This window comes from Limnobaculum parvum (assembly GCF_003096015.2).
In the GTDB taxonomy this organism is placed as follows: domain Bacteria; phylum Pseudomonadota; class Gammaproteobacteria; order Enterobacterales; family Enterobacteriaceae; genus Limnobaculum; species Limnobaculum parvum.
The window spans coordinates 1,476,794-1,500,934 of the sequence record NZ_CP029185.2 but is presented as its reverse complement, the minus strand read 5'-3'; the positions used below and the strand labels follow the sequence as shown (position 1 = coordinate 1,500,934).

The 24,141-nt window shown below is 44.2% G+C and carries 20 protein-coding genes; 6 read left to right on the top strand and 14 right to left on the bottom strand.

All coding sequences use genetic code 11. The annotated features are described in order from the left end of the window. Window positions 1-20 precede the first annotated feature (20 nt). The 5 genes from pqiC to rlmKL all read right to left on the bottom strand — a co-directional run bounded on the left by pqiC (window position 21) and on the right by rlmKL (window position 7,871). Window positions 21-590, bottom strand: a complete 570-nt coding sequence (gene pqiC, locus HYN51_RS06010; RefSeq protein WP_108899185.1) for a membrane integrity-associated transporter subunit PqiC — start codon at window positions 588-590, stop codon at window positions 21-23. Beyond that, a complete protein-coding gene (gene pqiB / locus HYN51_RS06005) occupies window positions 587-2,176 on the bottom strand; it encodes an intermembrane transport protein PqiB (protein WP_108901980.1) in 1,590 nt (529 codons plus the stop codon). Before pqiB ends, pqiC begins: the two co-directional genes overlap by 4 nt. Before the next feature lie 61 nt (window positions 2,177-2,237). Continuing rightward, entirely contained in the window at window positions 2,238-3,428 is a 1,191-nt protein-coding gene (gene pqiA, locus HYN51_RS06000; RefSeq protein WP_230514052.1) for a membrane integrity-associated transporter subunit PqiA, read from the bottom strand. 357 nt (window positions 3,429-3,785) lie between these two features. Further along, a complete protein-coding gene (locus HYN51_RS05995; protein ID WP_108899183.1) occupies window positions 3,786-5,696 on the bottom strand; it encodes an ABC transporter ATP-binding protein in 1,911 nt (636 codons plus the stop codon). Window positions 5,697-5,699: 3 nt separating this feature from the next. Further along, window positions 5,700-7,871 (bottom strand): bifunctional 23S rRNA (guanine(2069)-N(7))-methyltransferase RlmK/23S rRNA (guanine(2445)-N(2))-methyltransferase RlmL, encoded by a 2,172-nt coding sequence (gene rlmKL / locus HYN51_RS05990; protein WP_108899182.1) that lies wholly within the window; start codon window positions 7,869-7,871, stop codon window positions 5,700-5,702. Window positions 7,872-8,076: 205 nt separating this feature from the next. Here rlmKL and HYN51_RS05985 point away from each other — a divergent pair, with 205 nt between their 5' ends. Continuing rightward, window positions 8,077-9,180: a YcbX family protein gene (locus HYN51_RS05985; protein ID WP_108899181.1), complete on the top strand. Its 1,104-nt coding sequence runs from the start codon at window positions 8,077-8,079 to the stop codon at window positions 9,178-9,180. Between the two features lie 18 nt (window positions 9,181-9,198). On the opposite strand, the gene HYN51_RS05980 is transcribed toward HYN51_RS05985, so the two are convergent. The 3 genes from HYN51_RS05980 to pepN all read right to left on the bottom strand — a co-directional run bounded on the left by HYN51_RS05980 (window position 9,199) and on the right by pepN (window position 13,778). Further along, window positions 9,199-9,756 carry a cell division protein ZapC gene (locus HYN51_RS05980; RefSeq protein WP_108899180.1) on the bottom strand — a complete coding sequence of 186 codons (558 nt, stop codon included), beginning with the start codon at window positions 9,754-9,756 and terminating at the stop codon, window positions 9,199-9,201. Between the two features lie 191 nt (window positions 9,757-9,947). Further along, complete coding sequence (pyrD, locus tag HYN51_RS05975) at window positions 9,948-10,958, bottom strand: quinone-dependent dihydroorotate dehydrogenase (RefSeq protein ID WP_108899179.1); 1,011 nt, start codon at window positions 10,956-10,958, stop codon at window positions 9,948-9,950. Between the two features lie 201 nt (window positions 10,959-11,159). Next, window positions 11,160-13,778 (bottom strand): aminopeptidase N, encoded by a 2,619-nt coding sequence (gene pepN, locus HYN51_RS05970; RefSeq protein WP_108899178.1) that lies wholly within the window; start codon window positions 13,776-13,778, stop codon window positions 11,160-11,162. Between the two features lie 260 nt (window positions 13,779-14,038). On the opposite strand from pepN, the gene pncB reads away from it, so the two are divergent. The 4 genes from pncB to HYN51_RS05950 all read left to right on the top strand — a co-directional run bounded on the left by pncB (window position 14,039) and on the right by HYN51_RS05950 (window position 19,764). Continuing rightward, window positions 14,039-15,247 (top strand): nicotinate phosphoribosyltransferase, encoded by a 1,209-nt coding sequence (gene pncB / locus HYN51_RS05965; protein ID WP_108899177.1) that lies wholly within the window; start codon window positions 14,039-14,041, stop codon window positions 15,245-15,247. Window positions 15,248-15,522: 275 nt separating this feature from the next. Continuing rightward, entirely contained in the window at window positions 15,523-16,923 is a 1,401-nt protein-coding gene (gene asnS / locus HYN51_RS05960; protein WP_108899176.1) for an asparagine--tRNA ligase, read from the top strand. A gap of 293 nt (window positions 16,924-17,216) precedes the next feature. Beyond that, on the top strand, window positions 17,217-18,338 hold the full coding sequence (gene ompC / locus HYN51_RS05955; protein ID WP_108901979.1) for a porin OmpC: 1,122 nt from the start codon (window positions 17,217-17,219) through the stop codon (window positions 18,336-18,338). Window positions 18,339-18,573: 235 nt separating this feature from the next. Beyond that, entirely contained in the window at window positions 18,574-19,764 is a 1,191-nt protein-coding gene (locus tag HYN51_RS05950) for an amino acid aminotransferase (RefSeq protein ID WP_108899175.1), read from the top strand. 79 nt (window positions 19,765-19,843) lie between these two features. Here HYN51_RS05950 and HYN51_RS16455 read toward each other — a convergent pair whose 3' ends face one another. From HYN51_RS16455 to HYN51_RS05930, 4 genes are all read right to left on the bottom strand, one after another. Then, window positions 19,844-20,020, bottom strand: coding sequence for a hypothetical protein (locus HYN51_RS16455; RefSeq protein ID WP_192878454.1), 177 nt, complete (start codon window positions 20,018-20,020; stop codon window positions 19,844-19,846). A 1,414-nt stretch (window positions 20,021-21,434) separates the two neighbouring features. After that, entirely contained in the window at window positions 21,435-21,833 is a 399-nt protein-coding gene (locus tag HYN51_RS05940) for a hypothetical protein (protein ID WP_108899173.1), read from the bottom strand. Window positions 21,834-21,882: 49 nt separating this feature from the next. After that, on the bottom strand, window positions 21,883-22,275 hold the full coding sequence (locus HYN51_RS05935; protein ID WP_230514029.1) for a hypothetical protein: 393 nt from the start codon (window positions 22,273-22,275) through the stop codon (window positions 21,883-21,885). Beyond that, complete coding sequence (locus HYN51_RS05930; RefSeq protein ID WP_108899171.1) at window positions 22,208-22,561, bottom strand: hypothetical protein; 354 nt, start codon at window positions 22,559-22,561, stop codon at window positions 22,208-22,210. The genes HYN51_RS05935 and HYN51_RS05930 overlap by 68 nt, the downstream gene beginning before the upstream one ends. A 105-nt stretch (window positions 22,562-22,666) precedes the next feature. Here HYN51_RS05930 and HYN51_RS16735 point away from each other — a divergent pair, with 105 nt between their 5' ends. Continuing rightward, the gene (locus HYN51_RS16735; protein ID WP_329958630.1) at window positions 22,667-22,750 is read left to right on the top strand and encodes a hypothetical protein; all 84 of its coding nucleotides are present in this window, start codon (window positions 22,667-22,669) and stop codon (window positions 22,748-22,750) included. A 48-nt stretch (window positions 22,751-22,798) separates the two neighbouring features. Here the strand turns inward: HYN51_RS16735 and HYN51_RS05920 are convergent, their stop codons facing one another. Beyond that, entirely contained in the window at window positions 22,799-23,164 is a 366-nt protein-coding gene (locus HYN51_RS05920) for a DUF596 domain-containing protein (RefSeq protein WP_108899169.1), read from the bottom strand. A gap of 4 nt (window positions 23,165-23,168) precedes the next feature. Further along, window positions 23,169-23,798 (bottom strand): hypothetical protein, encoded by a 630-nt coding sequence (locus HYN51_RS16570; protein ID WP_230514028.1) that lies wholly within the window; start codon window positions 23,796-23,798, stop codon window positions 23,169-23,171. Window positions 23,799-24,141: the final 343 nt, after the last annotated feature.

The following is a 24,141-nucleotide window of genomic DNA, read 5'->3' as shown; positions in this document are numbered from 1 at the left end:
TTCTCATTATATTGATTTATTTAATTCTTTAGCGCTTTTGCTATTTGTATTGCCTCTTGCTGCCAGGCATTAGCCAAAGCGTGAACCAATTCATCATAGCCGTCTTTTTGTAGAGGCATCTCAATATCAAAAGGACGACGAACAATTTGATTCCCGTGTTGCAATATCCAATAACCATTAACCACAGCATAACCGTCATAACGACCGTGAAATCCATTTACCGTTACGCGCAGCACATCCACATCACTGCTTCCACCGATGGGTTGCGCAGAAACAACCCAGCCGTTGAGCTGAGCGTTTAAATTATCAGTTAATGCTTGTTTTAATTGCTGCTCCAGGCTACTACCCCAGAGATTATTATTGGCAATGGTGTATTTCACATTGCTGGTTTGATAAGCAATACCCGTTCCGCTAAGAAAATCAGCCACGGTTACACTCTCAATCCACAACTGCTTACCGGAGTTAACGGCAATAGCGGCTGAGCTACTTTTAGCCGCACTGGCTGATGGCAGCTGATAATAAGATACCTGCGGCTGGCTGCTACAGGCGCTTAATAACAGCGCAAGGGTTGCAATAGTCCATTTCATCATTGGTTATTGGCCTTTTTTGGCGTAGGGTCATTAGCACTTGGCGCTTCAAACACCAATGCATTACTCTTCTGATTCAGTTTTTGCAATATTGGCTGCAACTCACGCATGACCTGATCCAAGCGCTGCATATCTGCAACCATGGTGCCGTATGCCGTTGAGCCAGGTTGAAGTCCTTTAAGGCTACGATTCAACTCGGTCAGTGTTTTCTGCATATCTTTAGGCAGGTTATTAGCCTCTTTGCTAGACAATATTGCATTCAAACTGGTCATCATACTGCGGGTTTCTTTTAAGGTATTGGTCATTTCCGCCAACATCGGTTCAACCGGCATACTATTTACTTTATCCAATACCGTCATTAAACGTTTCTGAATTTCTGCTAGGCCACCCGGCATAGTCGGGATAATCGGATGTCCATAGACTTCTTTTGGCCCTTTCCACGATTTCGCATCCTTATGGAAATCGAGATCGACAAACAGCGCGCCGGTTAGCAGGTTACCCGATTTCAGAGACGCTCTCAGGCCGTCAGTATCTATCGATGACAACAAATGGGCCTTCATATCAAAATCTTTACCAAACCGATTTTGAATCCGATCCGGCTCAATACGAATCAATACAGGGACATAGTAATTATTATCTTTTGAGCTTCTCAATTCTGGCATATAGAACGGCACCTCTGAAACAGTACCAACCCTAATTCCTCTGAACTCAACAGGAGCGCCTGGCTGAAGGCCACGAATCGAGTCTTCAAAATACAACAAGAAATCTTCATGTCGGGTATACAAAGACTCCTGAATACTCTTCTGATCGGAATAAAGCTCAAACTCTTCGTTGTCTTTAACCGGATCGCCTAACGACCAGCCGTTAGGTAAATCGAAACTAATACCACCTGCCACCAGTGTATCCAGTGAGGCCATTTCAACCCGAACACCTTGTGATGACATATCAAAAGCGATACCGCTATCTTGCCAGAAGCGAACGTTGCTGGTCACCAACCCACGGTAAGCATCCATAATAAACAGGCTATACCGCATTACCCGCTCTTTTGGATCAAACTCACTACTTTCCACAGTACCTACACGGAAACCACGAAACAGCACCGGATCGCCTGCATTCAGACGGCTTGGTTGTTTACTCTCTAGGGAAACGCGTAATCCCTTCGTATCGGCTGATGCTAAAGGCGCGTTCTCTTCTAGCGTGAACTTATTCTGTTCCTGCTTATCATGCCCGGGTAGTAACTCAATATAAGCGCCAGAAAGCAAGGTATTCAAACCAGAGACGCCTTCCCGACCAATTTGAGGTTTCACTACCCAAAAAACCGTGCCTTTATTCAACAGTTTATTCATGCCATCGTGTAAACGTGCGGTAACAATCACTTGCTTCAGGTCATCACTTAGACTGACGCTCTCCACCATACCAATACCGACGTTACGACTCTTAATTGCTGTTTTTCCTGCCTCAATACCTTCTGCATTAGCCGCAATTAACGTAACCACGGGCCCTTGGGTACTAAAGTGGTAAAAAAGAATCCAGGCACCAATGAGTACCGTCACAATCGGAATGATCCACACTGGCGACCAGCGTTTCATTTTTTCAACTTTAGCTACGTCCTGATGACTTTCCTGCACGATCAGGCTCCTTATTGGTTAATCACTTTTTACGATCCCACAAAAGACGGGGATCAAACATCATAGCCGCAATCATGGTTAAAATAACCACCACAGCAAACAGTACGGCACCAACGTCAGGATAGATACTCATCAATTGTCCCATTCGAACCAGTGATGACAATACCCCGATCACAAATACATCTATCATTGACCAGCGGCCAACAAACTCAACAACTTCATAAAGATAATGCATCTTCTCACGATCCAGTTTGCTATCTCTCTTCCCCGCTCCAGAAGCGTCATAGCACAACCAACCGATAGCCATTATTTTCAAGGTAGGAACCAGAATACTGGCAATAAATATCACCAATGAGACAGGATAAGAACCATCCTCCCACAAAATGATCACACCGGAAATAATATTGGATGCCATTGGATTCCCTAATACTTCAGTCACCATGATAGGCAAAATATTAGCGGGTATATAAAGCATAATGGATGTCGCTAATAGTGCGAGCGTCCACTGCAAACTATTAGGCCGTCTGGCGTAACCAACCGTATGACAACGAGGGCATTTATGCTCATCAATCGGTAAAATTGCCATACAACAAGGACATGATCTTAGCCCTTGTTTCAAACCGGACATCCCAACCCGAGGAGTTTGATGCAAATCCGGCGCGGGCTGAATCGTTTGCCATAGCCAATAACGATCTAAACACTGGAACGCCCGTACCTGAAGCAAACAGAACAGACAGTAAGGCACAAAGCTCGGGCCGATGCCAATGTCTCCATAAGCCATTAATTTTACAAAACTTACTAAGACACCGACCAGAAAAATCTCCACCATACACCACACTTTGGCGAGGTAGATAACGCGCCCCATAATCACTTTCAGCCGGTAAGGGAGTTTAACTTTTAGACACAGCAAGATGATGGCAACCATACAAAATGCCGGAATCAACTGAACAAAAACAATGAATAATGTTGCTAGACTGGCGTAATCATCACTGACCATCGCCTCGGCAATCTCCATCAGTTTAATCTGATTGTAGATACCGGAAACCTGCATATTGACAAAAGAAAACAGATTGGCAAACACCATCATCAATAATGCACTAATGGCACAACAGACGGGTTGTAACACGGGTTCTACCCATGATGCACTCAAAGTCGTGTGGCAGCGGGGACAAACAGCCTTGTCCCCTTCGTTGATATCTGGAAGTTTTACCATCCAATCACATTGTGGACATAAAACCAACTTATCATCCGTTTTTTCTATTATTACTGCATCACCTTGGGCCTGTTTGATATTTACCCGTGGCAGTGATGCATGGGAACAACCCGCATCAGTACACATTGCTACCACCTTTTATCATTCAGAAAAAACACCCATTAGATCGCTCAAGTATAATCCATCAAATTGAAAAGTATCTTCAAACAGGCTGATAATTACCTTATTAACCATCATTTCGAATAATATTTTTATCATATTATTTATTTTTTCTGTTAATAAAGTTCATCAAAAACTTGATTTTATTCGATCAACTGGCTGTTTTTAAATCATTTAACACAGGTTTTATGTCCTGCGTTATCCGTTTTTCTGAGATTCAAGCTCTTCCCAACGCAGAAACGCCTTTTCAAACTCTAGCTCTTTAGTTGCCAAATCCATGAGTATTTTTTGCGTTACGTCATGGGGTTGATTAAAGAACGAAGCATCACTGACTTTAGCCTGAAACTCAGCAACCTCAGCCTCAAGTTTCTCTATTTGAGCGGGTAACCCTTCCAGTTCACGCTGTTGGTTATAGCTTAATTTATTGTTAGTGCGTTTCTTTTCTTCCGCTTTTTGTGCCACAGACTTAGAGTCTACAGCATAAGCAGAGGACGGAGCGCGTAATTCTTTGACATTCGCCTGTTGTTGATGGGCATCAAAATAACCACCAACATACTGCTTAATTACCCCCTGCCCTTCAAAAATCCAGCAGTCGGTTACCGAGTTATCAACAAATTGTCTATCGTGACTGACCAACAGCACGGTGCCGCTATAGTCATTTAATAACTCTTCCAGCAGTTCCAGCGTTTCAATATCCAGATCGTTGGTTGGTTCATCGAGGATCAGTAAGTTGCTGGGTTTTAAAAACAAACGGGCCAGTAACAGACGATTACGTTCCCCACCAGACAATGCTCGCACCGGTGTCATGGCGCGTTTAGGATGAAACAGAAAGTCTTGCAGATAGCCCAATACGTGACGAGAACGACCATTAACCATCACTTCTTGTTTGCCATCCGCCAGATTATCAATAACGGTTTTATTCGGATCTAATTCAGCCCGATGCTGATCGAAATAGGCGACTTCCAGCTTAGTCCCACAATACACCTTACCGCTTTCGGGCTGCAACTGCTGTAGCATCAGCTTTAATAATGTCGTTTTACCGCAGCCATTTGGACCAATCAGGGCAATCTTGTCTCCGCGCTGAACCTGAACTGAAAAGTCTTTTACCAGCGTTTTTCCCGCCACGCTATAGCTTACATTCTCCAGTTCAAAAATGATTTTCCCTGAGCGCAGTGACTCTTCCACCTGCATTTTCGCTGTCCCCATGGTACTACGGCGAGCGGCATGTTCATTACGCATCGCTTTCAGCGCCCGAACTCGCCCTTCATTACGGGTACGACGTGCTTTAATCCCTTGACGGATCCAGACTTCTTCCTGAGCTAGACGGCGATCAAACTCTGCATTTTGCAACTCTTCAACCCGCAATGCTTCTTCTTTCCCTTCCAGATAAAGGTCGTAGTTACCGGGCCAAGAGACAAGCTTACCGCGGTCTAAATCAACAATACGTGTTGCCATACTGCGAATAAATGAACGGTCATGGGAGATAAAGACAATACTGCCATCAAACTCTTTCAGAAACTCTTCCAGCCAAGAAATGGTTTCAATATCCAAATGGTTAGTAGGTTCATCAAGTAGCAATACATCAGGAGAAGAGACCAATGCGCGAGCTAACGCCGCTTTACGTAACCAACCACCCGACAAGGACGATAATGGCGCATCAGCTATCAGTTCCAGCTTAGCCAGCACCGCACGAATATGGCTATCAATCAGCCAGCTACCCTGATGTTCCAGCATCTCTTGTAAACTGGCTAACCTATTCAGGTTTTGTTCGCTGGGATCGCTTCCCACTAATTGAGACAGATGATGATACTCTTTTAGCTGTTCCGCCTGCTTCTCAACGCCTTCTGCCACAAAATCAAATACGCTGCCTTCCACGTTACGAGGGGGATCCTGTTGTAGACGAGCCACGACGAGATCCTGTTCAAATACCAATTGTCCGTCATCTAACGGCACTTCGCGGTTCAGAATTTTTAATAGCGTAGATTTACCTGCACCATTGCGCCCAACCAGACAAACACGCTCACCGGGTTCAATATGCAGTTCAGTATTATCGAGTAGTGGAGCATCGCTGAATGACAGCCATGCGCCTGACATATTAATTAAAGACATCTGTTACTTATCCTCACCGGCATGAGAAACCAGCCAGCAATTATGAATTTGTCGGTTACGGGCGAAATCGGCAGACAGCGTTTTCTCGGAGATCTCTTGTGCATTCAGCTTAAGTTTAGCTAAACCATCCATATCCATCTTAAAGCCACGCTTATTGTTGGAGAACATGATGGTGCCTCCAGGACGCAGCATTCTTTTCAAATCCGCCATTAATGCCATATGGTCACGCTGTACATCAAAACTGTTTTCCATACGTTTGGAGTTGGAGAAGGTGGGAGGATCGATAAAGATCACATCAAACTGTTCATTTGTTTCATGCATCCAACCCAGACAATCCGCTTGAACCAACCGATGCTGCCGGCCAACCAAATCATTGGCTCGTAGGTTACGTTCAGCCCATTCCAAATAGGTACGTGACATATCAACCGTCGTGGTAGTACGTGCACCACCAATTCCGGCATGCACGCTGGCTGACCCGGTATAGGCAAACAGATTAAGAAAATCTTTACCGCGACTCATCTGCCCCAACATACGCCGCGCGATACGATGGTCGAGGAACAGGCCTGTATCCAGATAGTCGGTCAGATTAACCCACAGTTTGGCACCAAATTCATTGACGAGGAAAAAGTCACCCTTCTGTGCCAGTTTTTCATACTGACTTTTGCCTTTTTGTCTTTCCCGTACTTTTAAAATTAATGCGCTGGCAGGTAATTCAAGAACCGCCAACGTAGCATTAATCGCATCAAACAGTCGCTGACGTGCTTTTTGTGGATCGACCGTTTTGGGCGGTGCATATTCCTGCAAAACGTATTTACTGCCGTAACGATCGAGCGCTAGGTTATATTCAGGTAAATCTGCATCGTAAAGGCGATAACACTCGATACCTTCCTGTTTCGCCCACTTCTCTAACTTTTTCACATTCTTTCGCAGCCGGTTGGCAAAGTCTGCCGCAATTTGTACGGATTGCTCACCGTTTTTCTCACCATCCACCCCTGTGGAATAATCGCCCTGCGGTGAACTTCTTTCACTGTTTTCAGCCAAAGAATAATTTTTCTGTACGCAATCCAGCGGACCATTTTTAGCTTTAAACTGACGCCCAGCTCGCAGTTGCAAGCAGCTTAACAGTTCTGGTGATGCACTGAATAAAGAGAGATTCCATCCGCCAAAATATCGCTTCATTATCTGGCCCAGCGCACTGTGTAACGCAATCAGCGCTGGTTCACTATCCAAACGTTCGCCATAAGGTGGGTTACTGAGCACCGTTCCTTTTTGACAGTCGGGTAATGGATTAGTCAAACGCGTCATTTCCTGAGTTTCAAACTGAATCAGGCTAGCAACACCCGCCCGACGAGCATTGTTTTTAGCAATCTCAATGACCCGACGATCGTGGTCGTAACCATAGAAACGTGATTGGGTTTTATTGACTCCACGACTGGCTCTGACCTGTGCTTCTGCCAGCAATTCACGCCATAATTCAGCATTATGTCCAAGCCATTGGTTAAAACCCCAATAATCACGACGCAGTCCCGGTGCAATATCCGCCGCCACCATCGCTGCTTCAATCAGCAACGTTCCTGAACCGCACATCGGATCAACCATTGGCGTTTCTGGCAGCCAACCAGAACGCATCACAATCGCTGCCGCTAGATTCTCTTTTAACGGAGCCTGACCTGCCATATCGCGATATCCACGCTGATGTAAACCATCACCGCTTAAGTCAATGGCAACATTGGCGCGATCTTTTTGTAAATAGACATTGATACGAATATCAGGCTGAACTTTCGCCACATCTGGACGCTGTTGTACTTTCCGCGTGAAGCTGTCAACAATGGCATCTTTTACTTTCAGAGCACCATACTGGCTATTGCGAATCTCTTCATTGGTACCGGTGAAATTAACCGCAAAGGTTTTATCCACCCCAAATAAGGAAGGCCAGTTGATAGCGTTAATACCAAGATACAGATCCATATCGCTGTATACGCGGAACTCGCTCAACGGCAACAAAATACGTGAAGCTAACCGACTCCAAAGTAAACTGGTATACATCAGGCGTTCATCACCCTCAAAATGCACACCGCCCTGCACCACTTTACAGGCGCTTGCCCCCAGCGCTTCCAGCTCAGTTTTTAATAATTCTTCCAGCCCACGCGCCGTACTGGCAAACAGAGAGATCATAAAGTTACACCACATAATAAAAATAGTGGTGCATTATAGCCAATCCATGCGCTTTGTCATAAAGTTACCCTCTATTAATGAGTGAAATCTCGAATCACTGCTGTTCAGTATCGATACTCTCCAGGTTACATAATTAATTATGCTGCCATATCATATTGTTAGTCACTGACGTCTATGGATTTCACCTGCTACCAGGAGTTGTTACGTGGTTACTCTTTCTCGTTTATATGTTCATCCAGTTAAATCAATGAGAGGTCTAGAACTTTCTCATGCCCAAGCAGGTGAAAGTGGTTTGGCATTTGACCGTATTTTTATGGTGACCGACCCAAATGGAACATTCGTTACCGCCCGACAATATCCACTGCTAGTCCGTTTTATGCCGGCCTTGCTGATTAACGGTGTATCAATTACTGCGCCTGATGGGCAAAATAAGATGGTGGCTTTTAACGATTTTTCTCAAATACGTTCTCCAACTGAAGTATGGGGAAACCATTTTACGGCTCATATTGCCCCTGACAGTATTAACCAATGGTTAAGTGGTTATTTGAATAAAGAAGTACAGCTTCGTTGGGTTGGCCCAGAACTTACCCGTCGGGTAAAAAATCGCCCTGAAGTCCCCCTTGGGTTTGCCGACGGTTTCCCATACTTATTGATTAACGAAACTTCATTTCAGGCACTACAGTCACGCTGCTCTGGCAGCATAGTGATTGAACAGTTCCGACCTAATTTGATCATTCGTGATGCAGATCCCTTCGTAGAAGACAGTTGGCAAACCATCCGAATTGGTGAAGTTATTTTTGACTTGGTTAAACCCTGTAGCCGCTGTGTTTTAACCACCGTCAATACAGAAAGTGGCCGTAAGCATCCTCAGGGAGAGCCGCTTCGCACTCTTCAACAGTTCAGAACAGCAGACAATGGCGATGTGGATTTTGGTCAGAATATGATTGCCCGCAACCACGGCGTGATACGTTTAGGGGATTCTATTGAAGTGTTGGCGACGCACCCTGCCCGAGTTTATAAATCTAAAGACCCCATTGAAATGCTTGAACAGGAAAAGGTGGAACCAAAAGAAGTCGTGATCGACTACGGTGAGCACACCTTTATTGGGAATAATCAGCAGGTACTGTTGGAGCAATTAGAGCAAAACGGTATTCAAATCCCCTACTCTTGTCGAGCGGGTATATGTGGGTGCTGCAGAATCAAACTGGAAACGGGAGAAGTCAGTGCCATGAGAAAAGGGGCAATAAAAAGAGATGGTTCGATACTTGCCTGTAGCTGCATACCGAAAGGCAATATCAAACTAGCTTAATAAATTAAGCTAGTTTGGTTATACCGCTTGGGCAAACAGATAATCTGGGGACGAATCCTGACTAACGATACTGACGGCACTCATTCTATCGTGCATCACTTTAATCGCATCACCCAGTTGCAGAGCTTTACCAGAGAGCGCTAGATAAGGCTGAGCCACCAAACACAGGCTGGCGTTCTCTCCTGCATCAACCACCAGCAGTAATGCTGTCTCAGCACTATCAATCAGAGTAACGGCAACTATCTCGTTATTCTGAGGCTGTAATTCCACCTTCTGCTGAACGAAATGCCAACTCTTGGGCATCAATGGTTTTAAAAAACGATGCGCCGTTAGCGCATTCAAATTCAATTCTGCACGCTGGTCATTAGTTAGAGATAAGCAACGGCAGCATTCTTCTAATTCAAAAAATAGCGCGGCATCATCAACACAAAATGCGGATTCGGTAAACGCATCAGGCGTCAACATTTTGGCCGAGAATCGAGAGCGGAAAATCATATCATTAGATAAATCTAACATTAACCGATCGTGTTCATCGTCAAAATACCAGCGCCAGTTATCATCTGGCTTAATCCTCATTACACTTTCCTTAAACTAAGCAGCATATTTAATTTAATCTTCATCTCTGATAACGTCCGATATTATCTAATTAACTGGATAAAGATTCCGATAATTATCACTAACAATATAAACGTAATCACAAACGTTTAAAATATAGAACAACCGGGAGGAAAAATAAACCCCCGGCGATCAATTAATAAGAAATAAGATTAAATATGTGTGAGAATGTCTTTCACCAGACTCGGGCCTTTATAAATAAAGCCGGAATATATTTGAATTAATGAAGATCCTGCGTCCAGTTTCTCTCTGGCTGAGGTTAATGAATCTATTCCACCCACCCCAATAATAGGCAATTTCCCTTTTAATTCTGTGGATAAACGCCGAATAATTTCAGTACTACGAAGCTGTAAAGGTCGACCACTTAATCCACCTGATTGATCGCTATTAATTAGCCCATCGACTAATTTTCGATCTAGAGTAGTATTGGTTGCAATAACACCGTCGATATTGTGTCGAATTAAACCATCGGCTACCTGGATCAATTCCTCTTCAGAAAGATCCGGTGCGATCTTAACGGCAATAGGAACGTATTTAGCATGACGTTTTTCTAATTCAATTTGCTTATTTTTAATTGCGGCTAATAGATCATCCAACGCTTCACCATATTGTAACGTTCTCAATCCGGGCGTATTCGGAGAGGATATATTTACCGCAATATAGCCCGCGTAAGGATATACTTTATCCATACAAATCAAATAGTCATCTTTACCTTGTTCAACCGGTGTGGCCTTATTCTTACCAATATTTACGCCGATTATTCCATCAAAGCGTGTCTTTTTTATATTCTCTACCAGATTATCAACGCCGAGATTATTAAATCCCATTCGGTTGATCAACCCTTCCGCCGCCACGATCCGATAGAGTCTTGGCTTCTCATTACCGGGCTGTGGCTTTGGCGTAACGGTACCAACTTCGATCGATCCAAACCCCATTGCCCCAAAAGCATCAATACACTCACCGTCTTTATCTAGGCCAGCCGCTAATCCTAATGGATTTTTAAAATTAAGCCCCATACATCTAACCGGTTTATTGGGAACGGATTGGCGAATAAGAGACTGCAGTGGCGTACCATTAATACGGTGAAGTAAGCGAAAGGTAAATTCGTGAGCCTGTTCCGGATCGAGCTGAAACAATGCTTTTCTAATAAAAGGGTAAAACATATTCCTCCTTACAAACTAGCCCAAAATGACAACCCACGCAGCCCGATGGAATTGGTTATTAGTCCGGGCTATCGACCGGAGACAGATTATTCCGTATTAGCCTGTTAAAGGAAATGATTAATAACAGGCAATCGAGCTTTTATACAGATAAAATATGCATAAAAAAGCCGGCTCATCGCCGGCTATTCAGGTCAAACAGGGTTATTCCCCATTCAGCGTTTTACTAATTTTCTCAAATAAATCGCCTGAAAGATTATCCAGTTTCGTCAATTTTTCCAACGCATTACGCATTAATATCTGGCGAGACCGATCGTAACGACCAAGACGAATTAATGGCTCAATCAGACGTGAAGCAACCTGTGGATTTTTCTGATTCAGCTCAATCAGAATTTCAGTTAAAAATGCATAACCACTGCCATCTTTTGCATGGAATGCCGATGGATTAGTGGAAGCAAAAGCACCAATTAATGAACGGATCCGGTTTGGATTATTCATGCTGAAAGAACGATGATTTAATAACGCTTTAATATTTTTAAGCACCGCACTATCTGGGCTACTGGCCTGCAATATAAACCATTTATCCATGACCAAACCATCTTGATGCCAGCGCTCATCAAATGCCTGCATTAATTTATCACGACACGGTAGTTGCGCTGCAACGGCTGCGGATAATGCGGCTAAAGCATCGGTCATATTATTAGCCTGATGATACTGTTGGCTAATCAGATTATTGGCGAACTCCGTCTCAGTAAATGCTAAATAGCCCAGACAAGTATTGCTTAATGCCCGCTTGGCAATATCTCGGTGTTCAATACGATATTCATCGGTTTTATTGGCTAAACATACCGCCAGCCACTCATCTTGCATCTCTTGTGCAAAACAGTGGACTAATTCACCCCTAACTTGGTGAATAGCATCAGGATCGATAATATCAAAAAGTTCTGACATCTCATTTTCTGACGGCAAGCTTAATATCAGCGCAGCCAGTGCGGGATCTAATCGATCGCTTAATAAAATAGCGCGGAAAGCATCAATCACATGTAACGGTAATTCAAACGCCCCACCTTTTTGTAATCGAGTGACATTTTCTTTTATGTATTTCGCCAACAGCATTTGCGCGGCATCCCAACGGGAAAAATCGTTGGTGGAATACTGCATTAAAAATGCCAGTTGCTTATCCGTATAAGGGTAATCCAACTTAACTGGCGCTGAAAACTCTCTCAGCAGAGAAACGATAGGTTGCTGCGGCACGCGATCAAACACCAACGTTTGTTCGGCCTGAGTAATATTCAGCACTGAATTTACCGGTTGCCCCGCAGAATAGAGAGGAATAACTTCGCCGCTATCTGCATACAGTTCAATACTCAATGGAATATGTAACGGTAACTTTTCCGCCTGATCCTGAGTTGCTGGCGTAAATTGGCTAATCGTTAAGCTATATTGCTGTTTTGCACTATCGTAGCTGTCACGTATCGTTAACTGTGGTGTTCCTGACTGACTATACCAGCGGCGGAACAGGGTCAAATCGATACCGGAAGCATCTTCCATCGCCTGAACAAAATCATCACAGGTCGCGGCACTGCCATCATGTCGTTGGAAGTAAAGCTTCATTCCCGCCTGAAATTTTTCTTCTCCCAGTAAGGTATGCATCATACGGATCACTTCCGATCCTTTTTCGTACACCGTCAAGGTATAGAAATTATTCATTTCAATCACTTTATCGGGACGAATAGGATGCGCCATTGGGCTAGCATCTTCAGCGAACTGCGCTCCCCGCATGACGCGTACCGAGTCAATACGATTCACTGCGCGAGAGCCTAGATCGGAACTAAACTCCTGATCGCGGAAAACGGTTAACCCCTCTTTCAGACTCAGTTGGAACCAGTCCCGACAGGTAACTCGGTTTCCCGTCCAGTTATGGAAATATTCATGACCGATCACCGCTTCAATATTCAGATAGTCTTTATCGGTGGCCGTCTCTGCCTTGGCTAAAACATACTTGGAGTTAAACACGTTTAGCCCTTTATTCTCCATCGCACCCATATTGAAGAAATCAACGGCAACAATCATATAAATATCTAAATCATACTCTAGGCCAAAGCGTTGCTCATCCCACTTCATGGCATTCTTCAGTGAGGTCATTGCCCAATCGGCACGATCGAGATTCCCGCGATCGACAAACAGCTCCAATGCCACGCTTCTGCCGGAACAGGTAACAAACGTATCGCTCAACACGTCAAAGTCACCGGCGACCAGCGCAAACAAATAACACGGTTTAGGGAAAGGATCCTGCCATTGTACCCAGTGACGACCGTCGTCCAAATCGCCCTGAGCAATGCGGTTACCGTTAGACAATAAATAAGGATACGCCTGTTTATCCGCCACAATACGCGTGGTAAAACGCGCCAAAACATCGGGACGATCGAGATAATACGTAATATGGCGGAAACCTTCGGCTTCGCACTGGGTACACAGCGCCTCGCCGGAAAGATATAACCCCTCAAGCGCACTATTGGCCGCAGGGTGTATATCATTAACAATTTTCAGCGTAAAACTATCCGGTAACTGCTCTAACACCAGTTTACCGTCCTGCTGTTGATAGTTCGTCCAGAGAATATCGTTCACGCTGATGGAAATAAGCGTCAGGTTTTCACCGTCTAAGACCAATGCCGCCCCTTTCTCCCCTTGACGTTGAACTTGGCTGATAGCCGTTACCTGAGTGGTTTCTGGTGCTAAATCAAAAGATAAATCGATATCAGTAATGGTGAAGTCAGGTTTGCGGTAATCCTGACGGTACTTCGCTTGGGGTTTCTGGGTCATAAAAAACCTTTATAAAAAGATGAGGTTGTTCAAGTAATTTATTAAATGAGTCTATGCTTCTTAACAATCAGATGCAAAATTCCAACCGCCTAAACACGAAAAATAATCATTTTCTTCACGGAAATTATTCCGTATTGTGCCTGATTCAGTAAAAAGCCAGAGTGGAAACCGCACATTTTCTGGGTTTATAAACCTGATATTAAAGGTATACTCTCTGGATATTTCAGTGCGTCACCTAATGAGAAAACAGTAATCGCAACATGAAACAACAGGCAACCCCTATCCTTACGTCATTATTAGATACCGATGCTTATAAACTGCATATGCAGCAGGCTGTTTTTCATCGCTATAGTAATACCACTGTGGTCGCGGAGTTTCGCTGTCGCAGCGAAGATCTTCTGGGTGAATATGCAGATGAAATTCGTCAACAGATATCATTAATGCGAGAGTTAACATTAACTGAAGATGAGTATCAATATCTGGCCTCGCTGCCTTTTTTCCAACGGGACTATCTCGACTGGTTAAAAACCTTTCGTTTCAATCCGTCTCAGGTGCACATAAGCAATGAAAAAGGTCGACTAAAGGTTCGCATTACTGGACTTTGGTATGAAACTATTCTGTGGGAAGTTCCGCTGTTAGCAGTGATTAGCGAAACCATACACCGTCACAGAACGCCGGATATCGGTACGGAACAGGCAATCTTGCATTTAAAAGAAAAATTGACCCGCTTCCGTCAGGATTATGCAGATGTCGACCTGTCGCAATTCAGAATTTCTGATTTTGGGACTCGCCGCCGCTATAGCAAAGCCGTTCAGCACGATATTGTTACTCTGTTGCAACAAGAGTTTTCTCCTTACTTGGCGGGAACCAGTAATTACGATTTGGCTCGCCGCCTGAATCTTGCGCCAATAGGAACTCAGGCGCATGAGTGGTTTCAAGCTTTCCAACAGATAAGCCCGGTACTGGCTAACAGCCAGCGCGCTGCTCTACAGGGCTGGCTGGATGAATATCCTGATCTACTGGGAATCGCACTGACGGACTGCATTACGATGGATGCCTTTTTACGCGATTTCGGCATTCAGTTTGCCAGCCAGTACGAAGGCCTAAGACATGACTCGGGCGATCCCTTTGAATGGGGTGAAAAAGCCATTGCTCACTATCAGAACTTGGGAATCGACCCACTAACAAAAATGTTAGTGTTTTCTGATAACCTCAATCTGGATAAAGCGCTGGCATTGTACACGCGTTTTCATACTCGGGTTAAACTGGTGTTTGGCATCGGAACGCGCCTTACCTGCGATATTCCTCATGTCAGCCCGCTTAACATCGTGATAAAACTGATTCAGTGTAATGGCAAACCCGTGGCTAAACTGTCAGACAGCCCCGGAAAAACCATCTGTCAGGATAAAGCGTTCGTCAAAGCATTACATAAAGCCTTTAATTTACCACTCATGAAACGTGGTAATTGATTCACCACACTAATGGGGTGAATAAAAAGAAAAGCCGTCCTTCTATTGTAAAAAGGCGGCTTTTTTTAGTACCTTTATCAGTTACCTCGGCATTCAATAAGCCATCACGCTAAAAGTACCTGTATCTTTAAGCGAATGACTAATGTTGTATGACGGATATTGCTGTTTTCTGTATGTCAGTTAACATGCAGCACGTAATTAAGAGTCAGGTCGCAGTAAATATGAAGCGACCTAAAATAAACTTCAGATAATTTAACATCATAAGAGAGAAATTTATGAGCGTAGTGCCTGTAGTCGACGTACTGCAAGGCCGTGCCGCGGTTGACAGCGAAGTCACCGTACGCGGTTGGGTACGTACCCGGCGTGATTCTAAAGCCGGTATATCCTTTCTGACCGTTTATGACGGTTCGTGCTTTAATCCATTACAGGCTGTCATTAATCATTCTCTGCCTAATTATCAGGACGAAGTGTTACGCCTGACTACCGGTTGTTCAGTGATTATCACCGGTAAAGTCACCGCCTCACCGGGTGAAGGCCAATCTTTTGAACTGCAAGCCACTGACGTTCAGGTTTCCGGTTGGATTGACGACCCAGACACTTACCCAATGGCGGCTAAACGCCATACTATTGAATATCTGCGTGAAGTGGCTCACCTACGTCCGCGTACCAATATCATTGGGGCGGTTGCTCGCGTCAGACACACGCTTGCTCAGGCAATCCACCGCTTCTTCGATGAGCAAGGTTATTTCTGGGTCTCTACCCCTATTATTACCGCTGCCGATACGGAAGGTGCAGGTGAGATGTTCCGTGTTTCCACACTGGATCTGGAGAACCTGCCGCGCAACGATAAAGGATTGGTTGATTACAATCAGGACTTCTTCGGTAGTGAGTCGTTCCTGACCGTATCCGGTCAGTTAAACGGCGAGACTTATGCCTGTGCATTGTCCAAAATCTATACGTTTGGCCCAACGTTTCGTGCAGAAAACTCCAACACCAGTCGCCACTTGGCTGAATTCTGGATGGTTGAACCGGAAGTTGCCTTTGCTAACCTGAACGATATCGCAGCACTGGCCGAAAGCATGCTGAAGTATGTTTTCAAAGCGGTTTTAGAAGAACGCGCTGATGACATGGCCTTCTTTGCCGAACGCGTAGACAATGAAGCGATTTCTCGCCTAGAAAAATTTGTAACGTCTGATTTTGCCCAAGTTGACTATACCGACGCGATCGAAATTCTAATTAACTGTGGTCAAAGCTTCGAAAACCCAGTAAGTTGGGGTATTGACCTTTCTTCTGAACATGAACGTTATCTAGCTGAGAAGCACTTTAAAGCGCCCGTGGTAGTTAAAAACTATCCAAAAGATATTAAAGCCTTCTATATGCGTATGAATGAAGATGGAAAAACGGTTGCCGCCATGGACGTTCTGGCCCCTGGCATCGGTGAAATCATTGGTGGTTCTCAACGTGAAGAGCGTTTAGAACAGTTTGATCGCCGCTTGGCTGAATTAGGTATGAATAAAGAAGATTACAGTTGGTATCGTGACCTGCGCCGTTATGGCACCGTGCCACATGCGGGCTTTGGTTTAGGGTTTGAACGTTTAATTGCTTATGTGACCGGAGTACAAAACGTACGTGACGTTATTCCGTTCCCAAGAACACCAAGAAACGTCTCTTTCTAAAACCATATTAATTGACTGAATTTCAGTAAAAGAACAGAAGGCCAGCAATTTTGGCCTTTTGTTTATTCAAAATTAGATGCCTATCACAAAGTTCAACTGAATTCGCATTTGGAAATACCTATTTTCCTCTTGTAACTTCTTTGGGATATTAGTAGCATTTAAAGGCTAGATTAACTGCCTTGCGAATGAAAAACTGCGGGTGGCTTAAAAAAATGGCATCAACGTTTACCAACTATAAAGTTGGAAGCAGTGGCAGATGCTAGACAACTCCAATGAGGGAAGTTAATAAAATGATGAAACGTAAAATTTTAGCAGTGATCGTACCAGCCCTGTTAGTTGCTGGTGCAGCAAACGCAGCAGAAGTGTATAACAAAGATGGTAACAAATTAGACATTACCGGCAAGATTCAAGGTTCTCACCTTTTCTCTGATAATGCTAAGCATGACGGCGATAAAACTTACGCGCGTTTTGGTCTTCGTGGTGAGACTCAAGTTAGCGAGCAAGTAGTTGGTTATGGTTACTACCAAACCGAGCTGAACGCTAGCGAACAAGAAAAAGGCGGCAACGCCCAGAAAACTCGTTATGCCTACGCTGGCTTAAAAATGGGTGATGCTGGTTCTTTCGACTATGGTCGTAACAACGGCGTTGTTTATGATATCGGCGCATGGACCGATGTTCTGCCAGAATTCGGTGGCGAGACTTTCCAACACACTGATACCTTCATGAACCAACGTGCTAGTAACTTAGCTACCTACCGTAACAAGAACTTCTTCGGTTTGGTTGATGGTCTTAAATTTGCGGTTCAATACCAAGGTCGTAACGATGCAGATGATCGCAATGGTAGCCGTGACAGTATAACAGGCAAACCTAATGCTAGTGACCGTAACGGCGACGGCTGGGGTCTTTCTTCTGCCTATGACTTAGGTAATGGCCTGTCTTTAGGTGCTGCTTATTCTTCATCTGACCGTACCGACTCACAAAGCGCTCCAACTAATGCAGGTTCTGGTTATGCTTCTGGCGATCGTGCTGATGCCGCTGTTGGTGGTATCAAATATGATGCTAACAACGTTTATTTGGCCGCAATGTATAGCCAAACTTATAACATGACTAAACATGGTAATGTTACTGCAAACAAAACTGAAAACGTTGAAGTTGTGGCTCAATACCTGTTTGACTTCGGTTTACAGCCATCTTTAGCTTACCTGCAATCTAAAGGTAAAGACTTAGATTTCAAGGGTTACGACAACGAAGACCTGATGAAATATGTTGATGTGGGTGCAAACTACTTCTTCAACAAAAATATTTCTGCTAAAGTTGATTACAAAATCAACCTGTTAGACGACAATGGCTTCACAACTGCTGCGGGCATCAACACTGATGACGTAGTAGCAGTAGGTATCGTTTACCAGTTCTAATTCATCTTCTTTGATGATATGCAAAAGGCACTCTTCGGAGTGTCTTTTTACTATGTGACACATGGCTATTCATATTAACCAGCCAGATTGATTATTAGATTTTTCGATATATCACCCTGCTTTATCGTTTTAATTACTTTTTCACTCTAAACCATTGTCAAACCCAATAAATTAACGTTACTCTGCTTATACTTCTGCTTTTCGCCATTAATCTGATTCATGGAAGCCATCAACTATGTTTGAACATATTAAAGCTGCGCCTGCTGACCCAATATTAGGCTTGGGAGAGCTGTATAACGCTGAAACCCGCCCAAGCAAAATTAACCTTGGTATTGGGGTATATAAAGATGAAACGGGCCTAACACCGGTTCTTGAATGCGTAAAAAAAGCAGAGCAGTATCTGCTGGAAAATGAAAAAACTAAAAATTATCTTGGTATTGCGGGTATTCCGGCATTTGCCACCTGTACTCAAGAGTTATTATTTAGTGCCGGTAGTTCAATTATTAGCGAGAAACGTGCGCGCACCGCACAAGCCCCAGGTGGTACGGGTGCTTTACGCATTGCAGCTGACTTCATTGCTTCTAACACCAATGCAAAACGCGTTTGGATCAGTAACCCAACCTGGCCAAATCATAAAAATGTCTTTCAGGCAGCGGGATTAGAGACGCCAGAATATACCTATTACAATGCCGATGAACACGCGCTGGATTTTGACGGCATGTTGGTCAGCCTAGAAGATGCGCAGGCCGGTGATGTGGTTTTATTCCACGGCTGCTGTCACAACCCTACCGGTATTGACCCAACAGCGGAACAGTGGTTATTACTGGCAGAAATGTCCGCCGCGCGCGGCTGGCTCCCTCTGTTTGACTTCGCCTATCAGGGTTTTGCCAACGGTCTGGAAGAGGATGCTCAAGGCTTACGCCTGTTCGCCTCGACTCATTCGGAACTGCTTGTTGCCAGCTCTTTCTCTAAGAACTTTGGCCTGTATAACGAACGTGTTGGTGCCTTTACTCTGGTTGCTGCCGATAGCGAAACCGCAGAACGCGCATTCAGTCAGGTGAAGTCTGTTATTCGCGCTAACTACTCGAACCCGCCTGCTCACGGCGCATCTATTGTGGCTACCATTCTGAGTAACCCAACCTTACGCGCCACTTGGGAGCAGGAATTGACGGATATGCGTCAACGTATTCATCGTATGCGTCAACTGTTCGTCAATACGCTGCAAGAAAAAGGCGCTCAGCAGGACTTTAGCTTCATTATTCAACAAAATGGCATGTTCTCCTTCAGCGGCCTGACTCAAGAGCAGGTGCTACGTCTGAGAAGCGATTATGCCATCTACGCGGTCAACTCTGGCCGGATTAACGTAGCCGGAATGACGCTGGATAATATGGCTCCGCTGTGTGAAGCCATTGTCGCGGTGCTGTAAGCCGGAATAGATGTGTAATTCAATTGATGGGCCAGTTATTTTGATGACCGGCCCATTATTTTAACGCCCCTTTCAACACTCAATCGCAGCGAGCATCAAGGGCCACAAACAAGGCCGTCATCTTCTCTTGCAGAATAAACTGTAACGACTCTTTTATTGGGGCTTCATCCAACCTCACTACCGCACTTATCAGGGCAAGGCACTGTTCCGCCAGCTCCAGCGGATCGTTTGGGGTGAACTCGAGTGAATTAAGCATGGATGATTACCCCACTTAACCCATCATCGGCTAGAACAGAGGATCGTTTACCCGATCCGGATCGAAAATTGGATCTGATAACGGGTATAAATTCAGAGTGAGTTTGGGTATGCTGTTTAGTAGCCATAGTGTTACTCCTATAACGTTGTGGTTAGAAACCCCGTTAGTGCTCGTTACACTGCGGGGTTTTGCTTTTTGGCGGCGGGTAACCCGCCTGCCCTGCCACAGTATATTTATACAGCGATCGGGTCAATTGCTGGATAGGGGTTTTGGTGAGGGAATTCGGGATATTGGGGATGTATCGCAAAAATGGTGTGGGGTTATGTTGAATGAATCATTGTCCCGTCATTACACGATAACTATTGCAGAGCGCATAGCTTTAATGATGTTTTCACACTGCATACCAAAAAGGTATGCAGCGCAAGAACGTTAATCGGTGTTACTAGACCACACCAGTATCAATAACAGGCTCGGACATCACATCCGCCCGTTTATTTACACCCTGAACCATTCGCCGGAGCCGGTACTCATCACGTTATGGCTTATCCGATGAGTTACTGGAACTTTTTTTGCCCCTGCTTGACTTAATATGGATAACCAAATTTGCAAATACGGTGCTTAGCCAAGCCCCAGTTGTTGCAATACCAGCGTAAACTATCAATCTTATCATTTCTGATCGTGACAACTTAAAGGCATCAAAGCACCTGCACAAAAAAAATATAACAATCTCCCTAGTCAGGAATGCTATCACCATAAAAGCGACAAAAATGTACAAGAGTAATAATGTATATCCCAATATAGTTCTGCTTTTCATTATTATTCTTTTCCTGCATAGCCGGTTTGGACTGTAATAAATCAAGGACAGTTCAATGTCCCCAACGGCTATAAAACCCAACCCACAGCTTAAAATCAGCGGTAAGTGGCTGTGACCACTGAACGGGGCGGGTGGTGATTGAGGTGGATGTTCAAGTTTGACAACTAGAGTAAACATCCCGGCTGTTTATGGTTGGAACCTTTACTCAGCTTGATTTTTTTGTCCATAAATTGAGAAAAAACTACCCTGCCAATCTCAAATTAACTGGGTAGTATGTTTTGCTTTTTATTTAGTCGTAGCACATTATATGCATTACAACGCTCGCATAACATATGACGCTCAATTAGTAAGTTATCATCACTTGAAACATCCTATACTTTAAGAAAACTATCCTGACATACTGGACAAATAACTTTTTCTTCAGCATTTATAACAATAACTTTCCCGGCTTCAATCCATCGTTTTATTACATCTAAACTCAAGGTTTACCTCCATTAAGATGATTAGAAGCTCGTTCAGAAAAATCAAATGCTGCTTTTGTTTTCTGATTTCGAAAAAATCTTTTAAAAATAAAACGTTACACCTTAATCATTCAATCAACTATTTTATAATAACATATCGTTCATTATTCATTTCATCGGGATCAAGCTCTATCAGTTCCTCTGACCCATCAGGTGAGATCATTAACCATGAGTAAGGACTAATCTCACCATCATCAATTAGAGCTTTTAAATCAAGAAGGTGACATATTTTTTTAGTTATAATATTCGGTGGGTTGCTTTGTGATTTTTCCCCAACAAAAAATTCACATAGTAATAAAAAATCTCCATCTTTCTCATGAGTGATACACCATAACTCATTATCACCGTCAGGTGGAAAATCCTCAATATCTTCAGATATGTATACATTTTCTCCTTTTATATCAAAAGATTCCGAAAAGATTTTTTTCAACTGTAATTTCGTCGGAGCTTTTTCTAAAATTAAATCAAACCCACTCATTTTTGGTTTCTCTTCCAAACTTCAAGTGCTTTCATTTTAGCTTCTGGAGTTATACACCATGCATTGTGCTTAAAATCTCATCAGCTCGCCCTGTATTACCAAATTTTTGATAAACACCTAAAACTTTAAACTCATTTCTATCTAATGTTGTGAATCCTTCTCCATATATCGGTGCTAATGTTCTATTCGCTTCTTTTTCATAAGTGCGACCATTAACTGTAACTTTGTTACCTTCTATTGCGCCTTGGCCATTTTTAATGGCAGCAATATCTTTATTTACATCAACAGTGATGTCTATAACGGTATTCTTATCTTTTGTAACAGTTCCTTGTTTAATACAATTAAAGTAGTGCCGACCTGCCGGCACGCTAACATCAGCTATCCATTCTGGTTGATTTATTAGCCCCCTGAGCGGAAGCCAGTGCGCCAGAGACAATGGCATGCAATGCAACTCGCGCCGCTTCACGTGCGCCCTCGTTCCCTTCACCGCTGGTCGCATCTTTAACCAACGCAGCCATATACGGCGCGGAACCCGCCGCAATACCGCCGGTAACATTACCGCCTAATATGCCAGCCAATAACCCGGTTGCCGCCGAGCTGTGCGTCCAGAACTCACTGCCAACACCATACTGTTTATCAACGTTCTGATACTGCTCTGAGTTAATAATCTTCTCTTTGATTTGCGCCTCAGACAGGCCATTCAGCTCGAGCCTGTTCTTTGGCTTCATTCACATTGAAAAGATAATCGCACCACTTTTTATCTCAGGATGAGATGACCGGACGGTTACGAAAAAACCAGCCCACAGCTTAAAATCAGCGGTAAGTGGCTGGAAGTGTTGGCCTTCAACACCGGGCTGCCGGTGAACGTAACCACTGAGCTGGGGCGGGTGGTGGTTGAGGTGGATATTCAGAACTAACTGTTAAAATAGGGATCCCGCGATATTATAAGCGGGATCTTTTACACCCTAAGTCCACTCAAGAGAGCCATCCTCAAGTACCCAAACCGCTCCTCCCGGACAGGTTTCATCAAAAAACCAAAGCCCATCGTCCATTTCAGCTTCTGTTTTAGGGAAGGCCTGCCTGAAGCGCTCTATTTGTTCGGCTACAGTACCCTTCAGGAAAACACCTTTTTTGGCTAATTTTACTCTCCCTTCTTGCAAAAGCTTTTCTAAAAACCAGAAGAATATTTCTTTCCTTTCCAAAAATGGATACTCATCAGAATCAGCATGGATCGATGGAAGAATGATTGGTGCGATATAAGCCCATAGCCCATTTAAAGCTTGAGTTTCAGCATATTCTATAAGAATTCTAGATTCGTCATCAGTTACCATACAATCACCTAAACTTTATTTCTGCGTTTCTACCAAGCCCATTTTCTATTTGACTTAAGTGTGGACTATTTCTTATTTCTACCGTCCAACGAGCCCCTGTTTTATCTGCCGAACTTGATACATTTCGAAGTGTGATTGCAGTACCATCCTCTAACTTAGTGATATATATACCATCTTTTACTTTTGTTAAAGGTTGGCCAGCTAATTGTTCAGCATAATTATATATCTGACTATCAGTTAAGTTTTGGCTATCAAAAATCCTTGTTGTATAACGATTTCCACCACTTCCTTGCCTGATAGTCTGACCATCTATCGTTAACTCTTGAGAAGGTGAGTTCTTATCATAAATTTTTGACAGCTCATCAACGCGATTCTGTTGCTGCTCCCGGTTACGCGCATTCTCTTCATCCTGCGGCCCCCAGCCTCCCGGAGTCCCTGAGCCCGTTCCACCCATCTCAGTTTTTTCAGCATCCGTCAGATTTCCCGCTACATTTGGTACCGGCGGCTCATCATCCCCAAATATCGACGCAAGAATCGCTCCCAGACCTACAGCACCACCACCTCCGCCTCCACCAACAAGCGCTCCTCCGCCACCGCCTGTGGTAAAAATATCTCCTTTTCTCGATACACACATTGGATCTGAAGAGCCATAGCAACCCAGCGCATTATTCTCAACAACAACTCAGCCCGACATGAACTTACTCTTCGAACACCACTTTTCCCTGTGATGTCAGCCAGTTACAACCGATTTTTGCTTGTGCGTTTTGATACCCGGACACACAAGCCCAGACGCGCTTTTTTGGCCCGATAAGGCACCACCCCGGAACTGTTAAAGAGCAACCAACGCCACATCACAACAGCGGCGTTAGCCGCTGCCATTACCGGTTTTGACCTTTTTTGCTGAACCTCCCCCGTAACCTGCCAGACCAGAACCGGTGACGGTTTCGCAGCTTGCTGCGGGACTGGCGCCGGTTGAC